Raw genomic sequence first — 13,898 nt, 5'->3', positions numbered from 1 at the left:
CATCGCCCACGACACTTCAACTCGGTCGATCCTCGACCCTCGTTTCGGAGCCCATGTCATGAACGCGAACCTGTTCGACCGGCTCGAACGCTCGATCGCCGATCTTTCCAAGACAGCCATCACCACACCGGCCAACGAGACGGTCAGCTATGCCGACCTGATCGCTCTCGCCGGGCGGCTGGCCAATGTGCTGGTCGCCCGCGGGGTTAAGCCTGGTGACCGGGTTGCCGTCCAGGTCGAGAAGTCGGTGCCGGCGCTGATCCTGTATCTGGCCACCGTCCGGGCTGGTGCCGTCTATCTGCCGCTCAACACCGCCTACACGCTGGCGGAGCTGGAGTACTTCATCAGTGATGCCGAGCCATCGCTCGTCGTCTGCGATCCTTCCAAACGTGACGGGATTGAGCAACTGGCTTTGAGAGTGGGAGCGGCCGTCGAAGCGCTCGACGCCAAAGGGCAGGGCTCGCTCATGGAGGCCGCAGCCCATGCTCCTGATGCGTTCGAGACGGTGCAGAGGGCAGGCGATGACCTGGCGGCGATCCTCTACACCTCGGGCACGACCGGACGCTCAAAGGGCGCCATGCTCACCCATGACAACCTTGTCTCCAATGCCCTGACCTTGAAGGAGGTCTGGCGCTTCACGGCGGACGATGTGCTGATCCACGCCCTACCGATCTATCACACCCACGGGCTGTTCGTAGCCAGCAATGTGACATTGTTCTCCGGCGCATCGATGATCTTCCTGCCAAAGTTCGATGCCGACGAGATCCTGGGGCTGATGTCGCGCGCCACGGCTCTGATGGGCGTGCCCACCTTTTATGTCCGCCTGCTGCAGCATTCAGGCCTCACCATGGAGGTGACCTCCGGCATGCGCTTGTTCGTGTCGGGCTCGGCGCCGCTGCTGGCCGAGACCCACCGCGAGTGGAGCGCGCGCACCGGCCATGCCATCCTTGAGCGTTACGGCATGACCGAGACGAACATGAACACTTCCAACCCCTACGATGGCGACAGGGTACCAGGCGCTGTTGGTCTCCCGTTGCCGGGCGTCTCGGCCCGCATCACCAACCCGGACACTGGTGAAGAACTGGCGACGAACGAGATCGGCATGATCGAGGTGAAGGGCCCGAATGTGTTCAAAGGCTACTGGCGCATGCCGGAAAAGACGGCGTCCGAGTTCCGCCCGGATGGCTTCTTCATCACGGGCGACCTCGGCAAAATCGACGAGCGGGGCTACGTGCACATTCTCGGCCGTGGCAAGGATCTCGTGATCACCGGTGGCTTCAACGTCTACCCCAAAGAGATCGAGGACGAGATCGACGCCGTTCCCGGGGTGTTCGAGAGTGCCGTGATCGGCGTGCCGCACAAGGACTTTGGCGAGGGGGTGACCGCGGTGGTTGTCCGCTCCAAGGAGGCAGAGGTTGACGAGAAGACCATCCTAGCGACGCTTGAGGGCCGCCTGGCGAAGTTCAAGCTGCCGAAACGGGTGGTGTTCGTCGATGAGCTGCCGCGCAACACCATGGGCAAGGTGCAGAAGAACGTCCTGCGGCAGCAGTTCGCCGATCTCTATACGGCCAAGGCTTCATAAGCCATTCTCGAGAGTCACGCACGATGCATATGGGGGTCGTAGCCTCAGGTATACGGCCTTCCTCGACTGTGAGATCCAGTGGACAGCGCTGGAGCGACAGGAAACACCAGAAGCCTATGCGCCTATGTACAGGCTGCATGACGAACATGCAGCTTTGCCTGTTTTTAACCGCCAGGTGAACAGCCACATGTGTTGAAGGAAACGCTCAAGGATCCTTGGAATTCCACTAAGGAGTCTGTTCCTTGACGATCATCGCTCTACTTCGCCATTCGCTGGCCAATCTCCGCCGTAAGTCAGTTCAACTCCAACAACAGAAGGCTCTTCGCTCCAGCGAGAGAAGCTACGGCTTTTGGACAACCTTGATTGCAGCGCGGCTGCAGGAGGCGGAGCTCATCACTAGCAGGTATATTGCGCGCCCAGATAATGCGGCCGCTGGGGAGCCTATCCGCCAATTCAAAGGCTGGGCGCACCATCGCTGACGGGAACTAAGCTCTGCTCAGAGATCGCTAAAAATCTAAGATGTTTGGCTGCGTTGCTGAAAGGGCGCAACCGCCCCGGATAGCTTGCAGCGGACGTTTGAGAGCTTCTAAAGCTCGCGTGAGCAGTTGCGCTTCCACGGACCCCCTCCAACCGGCCCAGAGCCGGACTGCCAAAGGCAGTTCAACTCTTCCAGACGGCCTCTCAAACGAAGGGCGGCTTCTGTGAAGGGTTACGGATGCCGGCCCGTCGCAGACGCAACCACATGCACTGGGACCGGCGTCCGAAAGCCTCCAGGGAAGATGCTATGGGACCGGCGGCGAGGATATCATATCCATCAGCGCTGCCATGAACCGATAGAGTGCCTCCCATGCCGAAGCTGAATGACCTAAGCCGGTCCCTCATGCCCCTTGAACTGGACAGCACGCTGATCGGCACCGTTGCATTATCCTTGGCAGTGTAGGGAGAGGCGCCGTCTTGTTGTCAATTTTCAAGCGCCGCCGCTTTCCGTTCAAGATCATCCTGCTGTGCGTGCGCTGGTACTGCAAGTACGGGATCAGCTATCGCGATCTGGCCGAGATGATGCAGGAACGTGGGGTCGCCGTTGCCCATCCACCATCTTCCATTGGGTTCAGCGCTATGCTCCAGAGATCGAGAAGCGGGTCCGACCCTACCAAGGACCTCGCTCAGGATCCTGGAGAGTGGATGAAACATTCGGCCGCGTCGGGGTAGGTGGAAATACCTATTCCGCGGTCGACAAGCATGGGCAGTTGGTTGCCTCCATGCTGTCCGATAGCCGAAATACCAACGCCGCTTACAGCTTCTTGCATAAGGCAATAAAGGTGATTAGCCACTCCCCGCCCTCCTCCATCAGGACGGACAAACTGGCGGCATATGCTAAGGCCATCCTGCGCCTGCAGAATCAAGGTTTGCTGTCGAACACCGCACGTCGAAGTATCTGAATAACATCCTTGAGGCGGATCATGGCGCGCTCAAACGCGTGATCCGTCCGACGCGGGGCTTCCAGACGATGAAAACCGCCGCCGCGACCCTGACGGGTTTTGAAATAATGCCCATGATCCGCCGCGGTCACTGCATCCAGGGGAACCGTCGAGCGACAGGCGAGGTCCGTCTCGTCAATCAGCTTTTCGGTCTTGCAGCCTGAATGACCCGCTCGACGGTGTTCGTTATGCCCTTTCTCAAGTTGCTGCAATAGTGCCACACGACAACACCGTTGGAACTGTGGCGCGCTGACCTGGCGATCGCCGATCCAACAAAGTCGCCGGCGGAAAGCATTGGTGGTATCCTGTGCATGGCATCATGGTGACCTCATGCAGGCGAAGGAAGCAGACTGGTAATCCAAGTGGCCATGGCTTGGGATGTCGCTCGATCATCCGGGGAGCGCCGCATGTCCTCGTCTCACTATATCCACGGAACCAGCCCCGAAGAACAGCAGCGGCTAACCGCAATGAACCGCCTCCTCAACGAGCGGTTTCTCGCACAAGCCGCACTCAAGCCTGGAGAGCGCATCGTTGATTTCGGCGCTGGACTAGGGCAATTCTCACGCGCAATGGCGCGAATAGCAGGTGTTCCTGTCGTGGGGATCGAACGCAGCAATGAGCAGATCCTCGAAGCGATGAGACAGGCCGATGCTGATGGTGAAACTCATCTCGTCGATATGCGGCAGGGGAGCGCAGAGGTCGCTCCCCTGACCAATCGTGAGTGGGGGCACTTCGACTTGGCACATGCCCGCTTTCTACTGGAGCACGTTCGAAATCCCTTGTTCATCGTGCGAACCATGGCGCGTGCCGTGCGCCCGGGCGGGCGGATCATTCTGTCGGATGACGACTACGACGTGATGCGGCTCTGGCCGGAGCCGCCGGGGCTGGCTCCGGTCTGGCAGGCTTACCAGCGAACGTACGACCGCCATGGCAACGACCCCATTGTTGGCCGCCGCCTGGTGCAGCTTCTGCAACAGGCTGGCGTGCAGCCCCGTCGCAACACCTGGATATTCTTTGGGGGGTGCTCCGGGCACCCGGACTTTGAGGGCTATGTCAGCAACTTAGCCAAAATTCTCGAGGGGGCCATCGACGCAATTGCCGAAACCGGGACTCCACGCGAAACCGTCCAGGCGGTCTTGGATGCACTTGCCACATGGCAAAGGCGACCAGACGCTGCGCTTTGGCATGGCATCGCCTGGGCGGAAGGGGTCAAGGTCTGCTGATCTTGCGCTGGCTCCATCTCAGGGCATCAGGCTGGGACGAGGCTCGGAATTCATGAAGACTTCTGGATGACAAACATCGCAGATATTCTGGTTCGCGGAATAGAACGAATACCCTCCGGACACCTGGTGCCGGCATCAGGCTCGTTAGCGTGAGCCTGCACGCGCTCATTGGGACAGCTTATCGCTTCCACTTGCCTTCGTAGCGGAACTCAGGGGCGGATTTGAGCTGCTCGCGATTGGCGTTCATTGTCGCCTGCCACCGGTTTTCGCCCTCTACATACCGGACCGAGATCGAGGATGGGTCCACAGCCACATAACGCTGGCCGCTCCCCAGGACCTCACCGACCGACAACACGACGCCCGTGATCTCGCCACCCTCAAAGACGATGTCTTCAATCCTGCCCATACCCTCGCCACTGGCCGTTTGAACGTTCAGGCCGATGAGCCGCGAGCTCAGGATCGCCTGACTGCCGACGGTGATGAACTGGGGCGCACGGGATGCTGGCGGAGTGCTCTGGGCGTGAGCCAAGCCTGGCAGACAGAGTGTGGCGACAAGGAGAGTTGCAGAGGCGCGCATGGTGGCATTCCCCGAGCCGGAGCTCAGTATCAATCCTCGGCCAGAATCGTGGCCAATTGACGAGGACACCCCAGAGTTGCCTCACATTGTCCTCTCCGAGACCTGGGAGTCGAGGTCGCCGACCCTACATCCAGGCTTGGAGCCGCCGGATGCGCTCCTTGCGGAGCGTTCCCATGCGGGTTCTACAAACCATGGCCCTGATCGCCATCGTCGTGTTGTCTTCGGCGGCCAATGCCCAGGACAAAGCGGCGCCTGAAGCACAGAGCCGGAAGGCTCCCCCATCCCGGCAGTCCACCGCCGAGGAATCGGCGGCGCTGGCGCGAACAGCCCGCAACAAGGCCGAGGCGCTGGAACGCGTCAGGGATCGCCGAATGAGGGCGATCTCGAAGGGCATCTGCACGGGCTGTTGAGATCTGCGCCACAGGATCGCCTTGGCATATGGATAAGCTGAACCGCCAGGATTGGCAGGCTGCCTTGACGAAAATTGTCCCGTCCAGATGACCCATGGGAGTGCTCTCTGCGAGCCTCTTAAGAGATCCAGGAGACCTGCGGCATGAGTTCCGTTCCCGCCGAGAGTGTTGCGCTCCATCTTGTCCGCCACCTCGTTCGTGGACTGGGAAAGACCGAAGGACAGGCGATCTCCATTCAAAGCCTCAGACACTGGCGGATGGTGAGCTTGGGGCAGCGTGGTGATGATCTCGAGCTCGGTCTCGACTATGCGGTCAACCATCACTGGCTCGAGCGTAAGTCCGATAATGTCATTGTGCTCACGAGCCAACGTTCTGAGAAGGGCGCCATGACCCGTTGAACGGCCTGTGACGGGATTATCAGCCCAGAAGGTCCGATTTGGGATGTCCCCTCGTGGATGATTTCAGCACCAGAGGATCTGCGGGCTTTCCCGCCGAACAGCGCTCCTGCTGATCGCGTGGATGCCGGTACAAGGCTGTCGAAAGCCGGAAAGATCACCTTCCCAGCGCTTGATCCAAAGGCTCATCCGCGAGATCCACTGTTGATGGCGCTTCCAACCCCGCAGGGATACGCACCGACCATTCAGTCTCAGCCAGTGGGGCGGCCGTTTCGGAGAAACGCGGGCAGCCGATCCAGGCTGCCCTCAGCCCCCGGAGGGGCAGAGTCCAGGATCTCGTCCAGCACATCCGCCATGTCTTCGATCTGGGTGGAGCTCGCCGCCAGCGTGAGCCTGAAGCCGTCTTCCAGCTCGATGACGAGTTGAGGATTACCACCATCAGACGATGGCGAGACCAGGAAGCGTGCCAGTTTCTTGATGTCAGACATGGTGTTGCGTCAGGTTCAGATTGGCCGGGTGCAGGCAGAGCAGAGCCTCACGGCATTGTTGGAGTGATTGCCGGGCCGCAGGCCGGGGCTGTGGTGTCCGGCAGAGCTCGTGCTCGCCGACGATGCGGATCGCGTGCCGGTGGAGGGAGGCGATCCGATACTGCGGCTCGGCTGCCTCCGACTGGATGCAGGTGATGACCGTGTAAGGGGTCTGCCAGGTGAAGGACGGGTGCCGCCGCTCGGCGCACAGGACGCTCTCTCCGACCGCGAACCGGTGGGTCTGCATGGTGCAGTCCTTCCTTGTTGGGCGCGTGCAGGCCGCAAAGTATGGGCAAGGGAACCCCTCTGCGGTCGGTGAACGGCTCGGAGCCCCCCAGCCTCACACCCGACCAGGCAAGTGTCAAAGGCAGGCTGAGCCTTGGAGGTAAGGGGAAACACGGAAATAGGTTTCAAGCGGATCTCTCCTTCCGACCCGCGGTCTCTGCCCATGTGACACGCGCCGGCTAAAGCCTTCTCCGGCCGTGAGTTGTGGCCGCAGCGCCCAGGCTCCCGGTCGCCCATGCAGGGCATTGCTTGACAGCCTGCGCCTCGGCGCAAGACAAATATCATTATTCTGCGTCGAGCGGAGCAGTTACCATGGATGTGGTAGTGACACCTGCCGCACTCAAATCAGCAGGGACTTGGACGTTGAGCGATCGGCTGGGGCGGCCTCTCGGGACAATCACCGCAGTCTCGCCATCGCTGTTCGTCATCAATGCAACCCGCGACTCCAGGCTGGCTGGAATGGGGACGGCCAACTTCCCGTCTCTTGATGACGCAATGACAGCCATCGCGCGCCACATGAAGGGTGAGTGTCAGCTATCCAGCGGTGACGAATAGCGCAATGCTGGGGCTTGGGCGGTGAGGAAGTGCTATCATGCTGGCTGCGCGTCAGAGGCGTTGTTTGGAGGAGCTGAGGTGATGCTGCATCATCTGCGAGCAAGCGCTCCCGCTTTTGGGCTTATCGCTGGAGTGTCCGCTTCGTCTGGCTTGGCGGCCGAGATGATCGAGGCCATCGGTGCACAGAGATGCGGAGGGCTGCGGAAGCCCTATGCGATTGAGTTCTTGGCCCCGGAAGATGCCGATGTCCAGGCGAGCGCGAAGAGGATGGTCGACGGGCGCGAAGACATCGACAGCGCTCCGCCCGCACTCTTGCTCGATGGCAAGCTATGTACGGACGGGCGCTGCGCCTTTCGAGCCGCAAAGGGGCAACTCTACAAGCTTGCTAGCAAGAGCCCGGGCCCGCAACTGGGCCGGCTTTGCATCTCCGTCACACGACCATGAGGTGATCATACGGTGCTTGTGTGAGAATCACGGTGCGATCTCAGTCACCGCATCCTTCCACACCTCTTACGACATGCGTATCATTTCAGGTGCTGGGCGAGGTACTTGTTCATCTCGAACATGCTGACCTTGTTCTTGCCTCCGAACACCGCCTGAAGCTTCTCGTCCGCCATGATCTCGCGCTTGTTTTCGGGGTTCTGCAAATTGTTGGACTTGATGTAAACCCACACTTTGCGCACCACTTCCGTACGGGGCAGTGGCGAGGACCCGACCACCGCCGCGAGTTCATTCGTCCAAAGGTCTTGATGAAGTCTGCCGCGAGAGTTCGCTTGATGGATCAACGTTGACGCTGCGCTGCTGCATCATCCCAGCCCGACCGCTGATCCCATACTTGCGGTACCGGCCGCACGCACAGCAGGATGATCTCAACCGGAAACTGGCGGCGCTTGAATAGCGTTACTAGAGTGCCTCCTGATCTGGCTGCTCGGGACTACACTGCCGAGGTTGACGCAACAGTGCCGAATGGAGTCTTCCATGGCCGCGGGTGATCCTGAGACGTTCGATTTTGTCATCATTGGAGCCGGATCGGCCGGCTCTGTGTTGGCCAACCGCCTCTCGGCAGACGGACACAACACCGTTCTGGTGCTGGAGTTCGGCGGATCCGACCGCTCGATGCTGATCCAGATGCCGGCAGCTCTCTCGATCCCCATGAACATGGCCAAATACAACTGGCAGTACGAGACCGAACCCGAGCCGCATCTCAGTGGCAGGCGCCTCCACTGCCCGCGTGGCAAGGTGATCGGGGGCTCCTCCTCGATCAATGGACTTGTCTACGTCCGGGGCAACCCGCTTGATTTCGAGCGCTTGGAGGAGGAGGGCGCGGAAGGCTGGGGCTATCGGCACGTTCTTCCCTATTTCCAGCGTGCCGAGGCGCGACAGGAAGGTGGGGACGCCTGGCGCGGCAGTTCCGGTCCTCTTGCGACCTGCTATGGCCGGGTCGAAAACCCGCTCTACACGGCTTTTGTGGAAGCGGCGCAGCAGGCTGGCTATCCCGCCACGACTGACATCAACGGGGAGCAGCAGGAGGGCTTTGGCCGAATGGACATGACCGTCAGGAACGGCGTGCGCTGCTCGGCCGCGAATGCGTATCTCAAGCCGGCCATGCGGCGCCCGAATTTGACCGTACGGACCCATGCCCTTGTAACACGCATTCTGTTTGAGGGTACCCGAGCCGTGGGGGTTCGCTACCTTCAAGCAGACACGGAACACGAAGTGCGAGCCGGACGCGAAATCATCCTGTCAGGCGGTCCGATCAATTCTCCTCACCTGTTGAAGCTCTCCGGGATTGGCCCTGCCGAGGAGTTGACGGCGCACGGAATCGACGTGGTTCATCACCGGCCTGGTGTCGGCGAGAACCTCCAGGACCACCTGGAATTCTATTTCCAGATTGCCTGCACCCAACCGATCACCCTGTACTCGTGGCAGAGCTGGGCCGGCAAAGGCCGGATCGTGGCCCGCTGGCTGACGCGTCATGACGGGCTCGGGGCAACCAACCACTTCGAGACGTGCGGGTTCATCCGCTCACGGGCCGGCATCCGCTACCCTGATATCCAATATCACTTCCTGCCGCTCGCCGTAACTTATGACGGCAAAGGACTTGCATCCGAGCACGGCTTTCAGGCCCATGTGGGGCCAATGCGCTCCAAGAGTCGGGGCTTCGTGAGGCTTAACTCTTCCGACCCACGGGATTATCCCCGGATCCGGTTCAACTACATGAGCCATGAGGACGACTGGATCGAGATGCGGGCCTGTGTGAGACTGACCCGTGAGATCTTTGCCCAGGCGGCTTTCGACCCTTATCGCGGCCGGGAGATCCAACCAGGAGCCCAGGTCAGGACAGATACCGAGATCGATGCTTTCATTCGCGAGAAGGTGGAGAGTGCTTACCATCCCTCCTGCTCCTGCCCGATGGGCCGTTCATCGGATCCGATGGCAGTCGTCGACCCTGAGACGCGGGTGATTGGACTGGAAGGCCTGCGGGTCGTCGACAGCTCCATCATGCCATCCATCACCACCGGCAACCTGAATGCGCCCACCATCATGATTGGGGAGAAGGCTGCCGATCATATTCTCGGTCAGTCCCTCGCGGCAGCCTCGAACGCGCGCTACTACGTGGCGGAGAACTGGCTCACAGCGCAGCGCTGAGCGTCTGAGTTTCTGACTCGCAGCGGCATCGGGAGCGTCCTGCAGGCCGGTGAACTGCAAGTCAACCAAGCCAGCATACCTGTGCCATCCCACCCCAGACGAGACGACGCTGGTTCAGACCAAAAGACTCTACCAATCGAGTTTGGCTGCTTTTGTTACTGGCAAGGCTGATGAGCACCGATCCGGGGTTGGTTCTTTTCTGAATCCGGTTGGACGGCACATGCCCGGCGCTCAGCCCCATTAACCTTAAGCCCAAGAACCTGAAGCAACCTTGGTGATCCTGCTTCCGCCCACTGCGTCTCCCCCATAGCCTGCTGGTACCTGGCTGATCCACTGAAGAACCACTCCGATGAGGGAGCCTAGCCTGATGCCCGTCACCCGCTGCTTTCTGCTGGCTTCCTCTCTGGCGCGCCTGATCGAGAAGGAGAGGGGAGGCCATCACGTTACCGAGGGCTACTTCCCCGACCAGACCGGCCGGACCACCTTTGTGCGGGTGGTGGAGGGGATCGGCAGCCTTATCCTGGTCCGGCATAACTCCGGCGAGCAGGTGGAGGAACCAACAGAGCTGCCCCGCAACCAGACGGAGGCTCTGCTCGATCTGGCGCAAGGTGGCCTTGTATATCGGCACGTTCTCCTGAGCCTTGGCGCCAGCCGAGTGCAGGTCTGCCGCTTTGCTGCGCCAGGGTCATTGGATCTGGTCTCGGTCGAGTTCGACCGAAACGAGCATGCGCGCGACTTTCAGCCATTGGACTGGTTTGGTCCTGAGGTGACTGACGAGTCTGCTTATCGGAACCGATCTCTTGCTCTTGTCGGATGGCCTGAAACACCAGAAGTGAACCCCACGGACGCCGCTCTCAACAGCCTCTTGGATTCGCTGGAGAACAGGCCTGGAGCACGGCGTCGCGCGCAACAGCGCACTTGGATCAAAGAACGCGCAGCTTCCTAACCGCCAACGGTATCAGCGCTGGCTGAACCAATATGTTCATCCCCTCAGTGAGTCTGAGGTCTCTAGGCGTTCCCGCGGGAAGGATCGCAAGAGAGAGATCATCGGTGGGGATTGCGATCGCGCCGGAGGCGGCGCCGGACTCGAGTGCAAATGCATCAAGCCACAGCTGGCTCGGCCGTCCGTTGACGTGCATGGGATCGGAGTGAAGAGGCGCACGTTGCCACAACGAGGGCTGCAGACTTCGGGTCGAAACCAAAGCTCACCGAAATGCGGCGATAGAACTGGTGTCGAAGGCCGATCCCGAGCCGGATCAGCCGTGTGACCGAAGACATTCACGACAACTCGCTATAGGACGCCCCACAATTTCCATGCTCCCGGATCTGACTGCGTCTCATGTCCCTTGGGCGTGCTGCACCTTCTTGATGAGTTCCTCAAGCGCAGGACCAGGCCCCTCATCATGTTGTGTCAGATAGACAGCCGCTTTCCCCAAGCTTGTGAAGTCGGCCTGCTGAAAATCCTCTGGCGTGTAAGAGACTAAGATCTCAAGCGCCAGATCGTCCGCCAAGGCTCGGATCAGCTCGACTTCAGGGGTCATGCTGGATCTCACGTTCTGCTGCAGCAGCTTACCAGCATCGATCCATTCAGGCCAGTCCTCGTCAGCTCGTGCCGGCTGAGCAATCGCCCAAAACGGCTCTTGCCGGCTTGATCTAGCACCATGGGCCTCATCGCTCGACCGAACTGGCCCGGGCACCGAACCCATGGTGCGAACACCAGGTGCTCAGGAGCCGGATCAATCACCTCCTCAGTTATGACGTGAAAGTCGACCAGGGTGCCAGGCCCAAAGGTGAGTGTCAGCGGCACGTCGGCAGCATCACGACCGCGGGCGTGACTTGCCCGGGCTCGTACGTCATCTCGCAGCCGACACAGATCCGCATGGTTTTTCCTCAAGCACGGAGCAGGCCGAGATTTGGGCTCCTTCCGATCATGGTTGATCCTCGCCCGGACAGTGCCAGCAGACGCCCCGGGTGTGCTTCTCGATGGCCGCCAATGCAGCATCAAGCGATGCGAAGGGACCCTGCTCGATGCCAGCCATGGTCTCCCGCGCATGGCCATCTTGGTCCAAACAGTAAGCCGCCCCGTCAGGGGCGGCTTGAAGAGCCAGCACTGAGCTGACCCTATGACAGGATCCATCAAGCCTTCTGCAGGTTGGTTGCCGACTCTTTGCCGGACCGGCGGTCAGCCTCCACCTCATAGGAGATCTTCTGGCCTTCGACGAGGCCGCGCATGCCGGCCCGCTCAAGCGCTGAGACATGGACAAACACATCCTTGCCACCTGCATCAGGCTGAATGAAGCCATAGCCCTTCGTATGGTTATACCATTTCACAGTACCAGTCGCCATTGAATATTCCTCAAGTCCCATCAGGTGCGCTGTCGCAGGATTATCCTGCCGTGTTCGGCCACGAGGTCAAGCGTTTGGCTGACCGCTCGATCGTCACGCACATCAAGCCACTTTCATCCACTAGTACAGGGCCCTAGCTTCAGGTCGGGGTGGCTCTAGAGCCGATCGAACCAACTGAGAGGGACAAGCCGGATGACCATTCTCCGCCAGTTCATCATCGCTCCATCTCTGGCGCGCCTGATCCAGAAGGAGAGGGGAGGTGAGCGGGTGCTGGAGGGCTACTTTCCCGACCAGCCGCAGCGCCGCACGTATGTTCAGCTAGAGGAGAGCCGCAGCAGCCTGATCCTGGAGGCTAGTGAGGGCGCAGCGCCCGATGAGCAGGCAGACCTGCCTCTGGCTCATGCCCAAGCCCTGCTGGCCGTCAGCCATGGTCAAGTGGAGTACGTGCGGACCACGCTCTCGATCGGCCCGCAGGAGATCCAAGTCCTTCATTTTGTCAGGCCTGGTACTCTGGACCTGGTTGGCGTCGCCAGTGCACCCGAGAACGGGCAGGACTTGCCTCCTCTGCCGTGGTTCGGGCAAGAGGTCAGTGCTCAGCCCGCCTACCAGCGCCGACGCCTGGCTCTGGATGGCGCTCCGGACGCTCCAGAGGTGGATGTCACGAACGCGGCTCTCACCAGCCTGCTCGATCTCCTCGAGGACCGGTACACCACCTGGCCGGTTCAGGGGCAAGCCGAGGAGTCGGGCGCACCCGCGGCTGAGATGTCTCCAGCCTTGGATGCTCCTGTGCCCGCGCCGGAGACCGAGACGGATAAGGCGATTGATGACCTCGGCATTGAGGATGCGGTCATCCGCGAGCTGGCCCGCTCGCTGCAGCCCCGGCGGGGCTGATGGGTGATGACCCTTCCGATGGAAGGTTCAGCCTTGCTGTCACGGCCGCTCGATCACACCCTGGATCCTGGTTGGACAGCTCTTCAAAGCCTTGCTACAGGCGCGCCGTGCGCAGGCCGTGTCTGAGTCGCGGCCAGAGAGGGGAACGAGATGTCCGACTGTTTACACTGTGACATCAATCAACTCGTGCAGGAGCGCCTTGAGCACGGCGACACGGATCTCGTCGAAATGGCGTCCATGATCGTCGAGAGCCTCGCCGACCTGATCCTGCTCGCGCCCGAAAGCGACCGGTCCAACTTGATGGCGCATGCGCTCTCGGCCTTCGGGCAAATCGTGCTGGAAAAGAGTGGCGCGCTCGACGGCGGCTCCAACGCCACACATTGATCGTCAGCCTACCGTCTCCTCCCAGCTCAGCCCAGCCCAGCTCTTCGCAACAGGGAAAGTTGGCTGTGATTGGCACCTACGTTGGGCCCATCAGAACACCCCGATGCTCATCCCTGCCGCGAGGGCGGCCCCAAGCTCTTCGCAGCGTTTCAGATCGTCTGGGCCGATGACCTTCGGAGCAAGGATTGCTTCCGGTGTCTGCGCGTGGGTGCAGACGATCAGCGGATCCGCCATGGCTTTGAGCCGCCATCCGGTTGCGATGCGCTCCACCTGACGCGCCGCGTTGTGACCGTCGCTGCCGGCGCAGATCAGCGTCGCGTAGGGACGCCCGTTGATGCGGTCCAGAGCCGGATAGTAGGTGCGGTCAAAGAAGTCCTTCATCAGACCGGCCATGGCCGCGAGGTTCTCGGGCGTGCCAAAGAGATAGCCGTCCGCCTCGAGGAGATCGGCAGCTTGAGCATCTGGCGCCGGGAGCAGGCGGACGCGGATGGCCGGCTCTGCCGCCGCGCCACGGGCAGCCGCCTCAGCCATCTGACAGGTGCCTCCGGTCATCGAATGATACACGATCAGAAGTGTTTTCGTCGTGCCTGGGTGCA

At 60.8% G+C, this 13,898-nt stretch carries 15 protein-coding genes and 1 pseudogene; 9 read left to right on the top strand and 7 right to left on the bottom strand.

Going from position 1 to position 13,898, the window contains the following annotated elements; genetic code table 11:
• The first annotated feature begins 58 nt into the window (after positions 1-58).
• The 3 genes and pseudogenes from NF876_RS23010 to NF876_RS23000 all read left to right on the top strand — a co-directional run bounded on the left by NF876_RS23010 (position 59) and on the right by NF876_RS23000 (position 4,283).
• Positions 59-1,582 (top strand): malonate--CoA ligase, encoded by a 1,524-nt coding sequence (locus tag NF876_RS23010; RefSeq protein ID WP_262270896.1) that lies wholly within the window; start codon positions 59-61, stop codon positions 1,580-1,582.
• A 957-nt stretch (positions 1,583-2,539) separates the two neighbouring features.
• Positions 2,540-3,224: pseudogene (locus NF876_RS23005) on the top strand (IS6 family transposase).
• Positions 3,225-3,467: 243 nt separating this feature from the next.
• Positions 3,468-4,283, top strand: a complete 816-nt coding sequence (locus tag NF876_RS23000) for a class I SAM-dependent methyltransferase (RefSeq protein ID WP_262270878.1) — start codon at positions 3,468-3,470, stop codon at positions 4,281-4,283.
• A gap of 178 nt (positions 4,284-4,461) precedes the next feature.
• Here NF876_RS23000 and NF876_RS22995 read toward each other — a convergent pair whose 3' ends face one another.
• Positions 4,462-4,860, bottom strand: a complete 399-nt coding sequence (locus tag NF876_RS22995; RefSeq protein WP_262270877.1) for a PRC-barrel domain-containing protein — start codon at positions 4,858-4,860, stop codon at positions 4,462-4,464.
• Between the two features lie 173 nt (positions 4,861-5,033).
• Between NF876_RS22995 and NF876_RS22990 the strand changes: the two genes are divergently transcribed.
• Both NF876_RS22990 and NF876_RS22985 read left to right on the top strand, forming a co-directional pair.
• On the top strand, positions 5,034-5,270 hold the full coding sequence (locus NF876_RS22990; RefSeq protein ID WP_262270876.1) for a hypothetical protein: 237 nt from the start codon (positions 5,034-5,036) through the stop codon (positions 5,268-5,270).
• Between the two features lie 143 nt (positions 5,271-5,413).
• On the top strand, positions 5,414-5,668 hold the full coding sequence (locus NF876_RS22985) for a hypothetical protein (protein ID WP_262270875.1): 255 nt from the start codon (positions 5,414-5,416) through the stop codon (positions 5,666-5,668).
• A 248-nt stretch (positions 5,669-5,916) separates the two neighbouring features.
• Here NF876_RS22985 and NF876_RS22980 read toward each other — a convergent pair whose 3' ends face one another.
• The 3 genes from NF876_RS22980 to NF876_RS22970 form a co-directional block, all read right to left on the bottom strand.
• The gene (locus tag NF876_RS22980; RefSeq protein WP_262270874.1) at positions 5,917-6,153 is read right to left on the bottom strand and encodes a hypothetical protein; all 237 of its coding nucleotides are present in this window, start codon (positions 6,151-6,153) and stop codon (positions 5,917-5,919) included.
• On the bottom strand, positions 6,146-6,439 hold the full coding sequence (locus tag NF876_RS22975; RefSeq protein ID WP_262270873.1) for a hypothetical protein: 294 nt from the start codon (positions 6,437-6,439) through the stop codon (positions 6,146-6,148). The genes NF876_RS22980 and NF876_RS22975 overlap by 8 nt, the downstream gene beginning before the upstream one ends.
• Positions 6,440-7,556: 1,117 nt before the next feature.
• Entirely contained in the window at positions 7,557-7,817 is a 261-nt protein-coding gene (locus NF876_RS22970; RefSeq protein WP_262270872.1) for an SWIB/MDM2 domain-containing protein, read from the bottom strand.
• Positions 7,818-8,010: 193 nt separating this feature from the next.
• Between NF876_RS22970 and betA the strand changes: the two genes are divergently transcribed.
• Positions 8,011-9,681, top strand: coding sequence for a choline dehydrogenase (betA, locus tag NF876_RS22965; protein WP_262270871.1), 1,671 nt, complete (start codon positions 8,011-8,013; stop codon positions 9,679-9,681).
• A gap of 367 nt (positions 9,682-10,048) precedes the next feature.
• Positions 10,049-10,627, top strand: coding sequence for a hypothetical protein (locus tag NF876_RS22960; protein ID WP_262270870.1), 579 nt, complete (start codon positions 10,049-10,051; stop codon positions 10,625-10,627).
• A 391-nt stretch (positions 10,628-11,018) separates the two neighbouring features.
• On the opposite strand, the gene NF876_RS22955 is transcribed toward NF876_RS22960, so the two are convergent.
• Together NF876_RS22955 and NF876_RS22945 are read right to left on the bottom strand one after the other, a co-directional pair.
• Positions 11,019-11,222 (bottom strand): hypothetical protein, encoded by a 204-nt coding sequence (locus tag NF876_RS22955; RefSeq protein WP_262270869.1) that lies wholly within the window; start codon positions 11,220-11,222, stop codon positions 11,019-11,021.
• 595 nt (positions 11,223-11,817) lie between these two features.
• Positions 11,818-12,027: a cold-shock protein gene (locus NF876_RS22945; protein WP_262270868.1), complete on the bottom strand. Its 210-nt coding sequence runs from the start codon at positions 12,025-12,027 to the stop codon at positions 11,818-11,820.
• A gap of 192 nt (positions 12,028-12,219) precedes the next feature.
• Here NF876_RS22945 and NF876_RS22940 point away from each other — a divergent pair, with 192 nt between their 5' ends.
• Positions 12,220-12,918 carry a hypothetical protein gene (locus NF876_RS22940; RefSeq protein WP_262270867.1) on the top strand — a complete coding sequence of 233 codons (699 nt, stop codon included), beginning with the start codon at positions 12,220-12,222 and terminating at the stop codon, positions 12,916-12,918.
• Between the two features lie 150 nt (positions 12,919-13,068).
• Positions 13,069-13,302 carry a hypothetical protein gene (locus NF876_RS22935; protein WP_262270866.1) on the top strand — a complete coding sequence of 78 codons (234 nt, stop codon included), beginning with the start codon at positions 13,069-13,071 and terminating at the stop codon, positions 13,300-13,302.
• 90 nt (positions 13,303-13,392) lie between these two features.
• Here NF876_RS22935 and NF876_RS22930 read toward each other — a convergent pair whose 3' ends face one another.
• The gene (locus NF876_RS22930) at positions 13,393-13,833 is read right to left on the bottom strand and encodes a flavodoxin family protein (protein ID WP_262270865.1); all 441 of its coding nucleotides are present in this window, start codon (positions 13,831-13,833) and stop codon (positions 13,393-13,395) included.
• Between the last annotated feature and the right edge of the window lie 65 nt (positions 13,834-13,898).

Source organism: Microvirga yunnanensis, assembly GCF_025460875.1.
This window is presented reverse-complemented; position numbering and strand designations above follow the sequence as displayed.